The organism is Frankia sp. CeRuru1, from assembly GCF_977966315.1.
The window spans coordinates 4,711-9,222 of sequence record NZ_CDWWEW010000204.1 but is presented as its reverse complement, the minus strand read 5'-3'; the positions used below and the strand labels follow the sequence as shown (position 1 = coordinate 9,222).

Genomic DNA, 4,512 nt, shown 5'->3' with positions numbered 1-4,512 from the left:
GACCGGCACCCGGACCGGCGACGCCACTCGGGCCTTCCGCCCAGACCGTGGTCCAGCCCGTGGTCAAGGTCGTCTCGCCCCTCGTTCGCCGCCTCGCCCGCGAGAACGCCGTCGATCTCCGAAAACTCGTCGGCACCGGCCCGGAGGGGCTGATTCTGCGCAGGGACGTGGAGACCGCCGTCGCCCTACGTTCCGCTCCGGCGCGCCCGGCGGAGACCGACTCGACCGTCGTCCCGCTGGACCCGCTGGCGCGGCGCGCGGCGGAGACGTTCGTGCGCAGCAGGCGCGAGGTGCCGGATGCCACCTGCTGGGTCGACACGGATGCCACCGCACTGCTCGCCGCCAAGGACACTCTCAACGACACTCCCAACGACCCCCTCAACACGGGGGGCACCGAGCCCAGAATCGGTCTCCTGGCGATTCTGGCCCGCATCTGCGTCGCCGCACTGGTCCGCTTTCCCGCGCTCAACTCCGCCGTCGTCACCGACGCGGACGGCCGCGCGACCGGCGTGCGCCACCACGCCGCCGTCCACCTGGGATTCGCCGCGCAGACCCCGCGCGGCCTGGTCGTGCCCGTGGTGCACCACGCTCAGGGCCTGACCACCGCTCGACTGGCCGCCGAGATCGCCCGGTTGACCGCCGCCGCCCGCGCGGGCACGCTCACTCCCGCCGAGCTGACCGGCGGCACGTTCACGCTCAACAACTACGGCGTCTTCGGTGTCGACGGCTCCACGCCCATCATCCACCACCCCGAGGCCGCGATGATCGGCATCGGCCGGATCGTCCCCAGGCCCTGGGCGGTGGACGGCGAACTGGCGGTCCGCAGGGTCGTGCAGCTCTCGTTCACCTTTGACCACCGGGTCTGCGACGGCGCCACCGCCGGGTCCTTCCTGCGCTTTGTCGCCGACGCGGTCGAAGACCCCATGGTGCTGCTGCGCCACCTCTGACCACTGCACCTCTGACCACCGCCTTACCAGCAGGCGATGACCGCTGCCCGCCCCGGTCCTAGGAGGTCTGTCTTGCCTGCTTACTCCCCCCGCTACACCTATCTCGGCCCTGAGGGGACCTTCACCGAGGCCGCGCTGCGGACGCTGCCGGCTACGGAGACGCATGAGCTGTTCCCCTCTCTCTCCGTGGCGGAGGCGTTGGACGCGGTCCGCAACGGGGACGCGTCCGGCGCGCTGGTACCGATCGAGAACTCCGTCGAGGGGGCAGTGACCGCCACGTTGGACGAGCTCGCGACCGGCAAGCCGCTGATGATCTGCCGTGAGGTGCTGCTACCGATCAGCTTCGCGCTGCTCGTGCGGCCGGGCACCACGCTGGAGGACGTCAAGACCGTCACCGGCCACCCGGTCGCCCGGGCCCAGGTACGCCGCTGGCTCGCGGCTCACCTGCCGTACGCGGAGTGGGAATCGGCCGCGTCCAACGCCGAGGGGGCCCGGCTGGTGCGGGAGGGGCGCTTCGACTGCGCCTTCGCCGGGGAGTTCACCGCGCGGCGCTACCGGCTGGAGGCCCTCGTGACCGACATCCACGACGTCCCCGACGCCACCACCCGTTTCGTCCTGCTCGGCCGTCCAGGCCGCGCCACCGCGCCGACCAACGCGGACAAGACGTCCATCGTGGTGTGGCCGGCCGCGGACGAGCCGGGCGCGCTGCTGGAACTCCTGCAGGAATGGGCCGTTCGCGGGGCCAACCTGATGCGGATCGAGTCCCGGCCGACCGGCGAGGGCCTGGGCCGGTACTGCTTCTCGATCGACGCGGAAGGACACGTCAGCGACCGCCGGGTGAGCGAGGCCCTGATGGGGCTGCACCGGATCTGCCGGAAGATCCGCTTCTTGGGGTCCTACCCCCGCGCCGACGAGGTCGCCCCGTCCGTACCCCCGAGCATGACGGACCACGAGTTCGTCAGGGCCGCCGACTGGCTCGCCCGCTGCCTGGACGGCCGTGGCGAGGACTGGGATGCGTGAGGACTGGGATGCGTGCGAACACGATCCAGCGGCCATTGTGCGGTGCGTCTGATGAAGCGGTGCCATAGCCCTTTCGTGGTGATGTCATAAACGTGTCATTATCTTGCGCTGGCGACGCCATATCCGATTGTCGCCAGATGATGGTGCCGTACGGTGCTCTTTTCCCCATTCGGGGATATTCCGCGGAGACGTGCGACACAGACCCCCGGCGGCCTGCTCGGAATCAGGAGTAATAGGTACATGGGCCCATGTGTCTTTGGCGTGTTGACGTGTCAATCTGGTGAAGTTGCCCAGCCCGATTCCCGGGCCCGCGCCCCGCGCCCCCGGACGGGGCGGGGGAGCGTCTGATGGCCCTGCTCGACGTGGTCACGAAGGCCGGTTCCGAGCGGGCGTACGCCCGTCCACTGACCTCGGGTGACCGGGCCTACCTCGCCTTCACCCGGCTCAATCCCGGGGAGTTCCAGGACGTCGGTGCGCTGCTGTTCATTGATGGCCCCCCGCTGGAGCTGGCGGACCTGCGGGCGCACGTCGCCGAGCGGCTGCGCGGCCCCCGGGCACGGATGCTTACCGACCGTCTCGAGACTGTCGCGGTCCGGTGCTCCGGTCGCCGCCCGACGGCGAACGAGACCCTCTGGGTCTCCGGTCCGGGCCTGAACGTCGACGATCACGTCGTCGCCCTGGACCTGCCGTCCGCCGCCGGTGCCAGCGGTGCCGACCGGGGCGTCGGTGGTGTCGGCGATGCGCGGCTGCGTGCCGCCGTCGACCGCATTGCCGCCCAGCCGATCGACATCAGCCGGCCGCCGTGGATGCTCTACCTGCTGCGCGCCCCGGGGTCGTCCGGGACGGTGCTGGTGTACCGGACCAGCCACATCCAGCAGGACGGCTTCGCGCTCTACCAGGCGCTGCACCTGCTCTTCGGGGGGGAGGGCGAACTCGACCTCGGTCTGCCCCCCGCGATCCGCCGGCCGCGGCCCTCGGACTACGCGGGTTTCGTCGGCCGGGGGCTGCGTTGCCTGGCTCCCACCCGTGCCCTCGACGCCTGGGGCGGACCGCCGGCCGGGCCGGCGCGACATTCCTGGGTCACCACCGATCTGGGCACGCTGCGCGCCGTGGCCCGCCACCACGATGTCACGGTCAACGACGTCTATCTCGCCGCGCTCGCCGGGGCGCTGCGGACGTGGTCCCTTCCCGAATGGCGCCGGGACCGGCAGCCCCTCCATGCGCTGATGCCCATCAGTTTCCGGACCGCCGCCGAACGGAACGTGCTGTCGAACTATTCCTCGGGCGTGCGTGTCCCGCTTCCCTGCGGGGAGCCGGACCCCGGCCGGCGGTTGGCGTGGATCGCCGCGGAGACCCGTCGCATGAAGAAGGGCGGGCTGGGGGTGGTGGAACGTCACCACTTCTCCACCATGGCGACGATCGCCTCGCCCCGCATGCTCGCGGGCGCCGCCGCTTACCCGGCCCAGACCCGGAAGATGGCCCTGGTGGCGAGCAACGCCCGAACGATGCGCGGGCCGCTGGCTGTCGCGGGACGTGCGGTGACCGGGCTGGTCGGCACGGGCCAACTACTCGTCGGACGTCAGCATCTGGCCGTCGCCATGCTGGGCATCGACGAGCGGGTCGGTGTCACGTTCGTGGCCAGTGCCAGCGTGCCGAACCACGCCTGGCTGGGGCAGCTGTGGCTGGCGGAACTCGACGTGCTCAGCCGGCTGGTGCCCCCACGCCGGCGTGAGCGTGTCTGACGGACCGGTCCTGATCTTCCGGCCTTCGTCGCTGGCCGAGGCTGCCGAAGCGCTGGAGCACACCATCGAGGGTTCGCTCCTGGCTGGCGCAGCGACAGCACGCCGGGTGCGTTGAGGTCGAACTGTGTCCCGAAGTCGCGGCTGATCCTGGTGAGAACTCCCCGTAGCCACCCCGCGTCTTCGGGTGCGGCGCGCCACAACCGCATCCGCCGTGCCCGCAGGGGCACCATCCGCAGGCCGGTCAGCGTCGCGCCGGGCGGGTCGGTGGAGATCTCGGCGAAGACGAAGTACGCCAGCCGTAGGTCGTCCCGGTACGTTTCGTAGCCGGTAATGCCCTCGTAGTCGTTGATGAAGTCGCCACAGCCGTACAGGACAAGCCGGTCCCGGTACACCTCGACGGGACGCGGATGGTGCGACGAGTGCCCGTGCACGACGTCGACACCGCCGTCGATGAGCCGGTGGGCGAAGCGGATCTGGTCGTCGTCTACGTCATAGCCCCAGTTGGATCCCCAGTGGATGGAGGCGACGACGAGGTCACCGGGGCGCTTCGCCCGCCGGGCGCGGGTGGTCACCTCCTCGGCGGTGGCGTCCGACAGTTCGGGGACGACGTCTAGGCCGGCCCGGCCCGGGGCCGCGGCCCACGCCCGTGGAATACCGCTGGAGGGCAGGCCGAACGAGAAGACCAGGACCCGCCGGCCCCCGCCGAGCGGGACCATGGCCGGTTTGCACGCCTCGTCCGCGTTGCGCCCGGCTCCCACCGCTCTCAGCCCGGCCGCGAACAACGCGTCGAGGGTCTCGACGAG

General features: G+C 71.1%; 3 protein-coding genes and 1 pseudogene. 3 read left to right on the top strand and 1 reads right to left on the bottom strand.

The genetic code is table 11. The annotated features are described in order from the left end of the window. The 3 genes from AC08OP_RS15130 to AC08OP_RS15120 all read left to right on the top strand — a co-directional run. A partial coding sequence (locus AC08OP_RS15130) for a dihydrolipoamide acetyltransferase family protein (protein WP_476614785.1) occupies positions 1-947 on the top strand: 947 nt, incomplete at its 5' end. 72 nt (positions 948-1,019) lie between these two features. After that, positions 1,020-1,967: a prephenate dehydratase gene (gene pheA / locus AC08OP_RS15125; protein WP_476614784.1), complete on the top strand. Its 948-nt coding sequence runs from the start codon at positions 1,020-1,022 to the stop codon at positions 1,965-1,967. 347 nt (positions 1,968-2,314) lie between these two features. Next, entirely contained in the window at positions 2,315-3,709 is a 1,395-nt protein-coding gene (locus AC08OP_RS15120) for a WS/DGAT domain-containing protein (protein WP_476614783.1), read from the top strand. A gap of 398 nt (positions 3,710-4,107) precedes the next feature. Here the strand turns inward: AC08OP_RS15120 and AC08OP_RS15115 are convergent. Continuing rightward, a pseudogene (locus AC08OP_RS15115) lies at positions 4,108-4,467 on the bottom strand (CapA family protein); the annotation flags it as partial. Between the last annotated feature and the right edge of the window lie 45 nt (positions 4,468-4,512).

Excerpts from the sequence above, each read along its gene's own strand:
- AC08OP_RS15120 (WP_476614783.1), top strand. The coding sequence starts at position 2,315 with ATGGCCCTGCTCGACGTGGTCACGAAGGCCGGTTCCGAGCGGGCGTAC.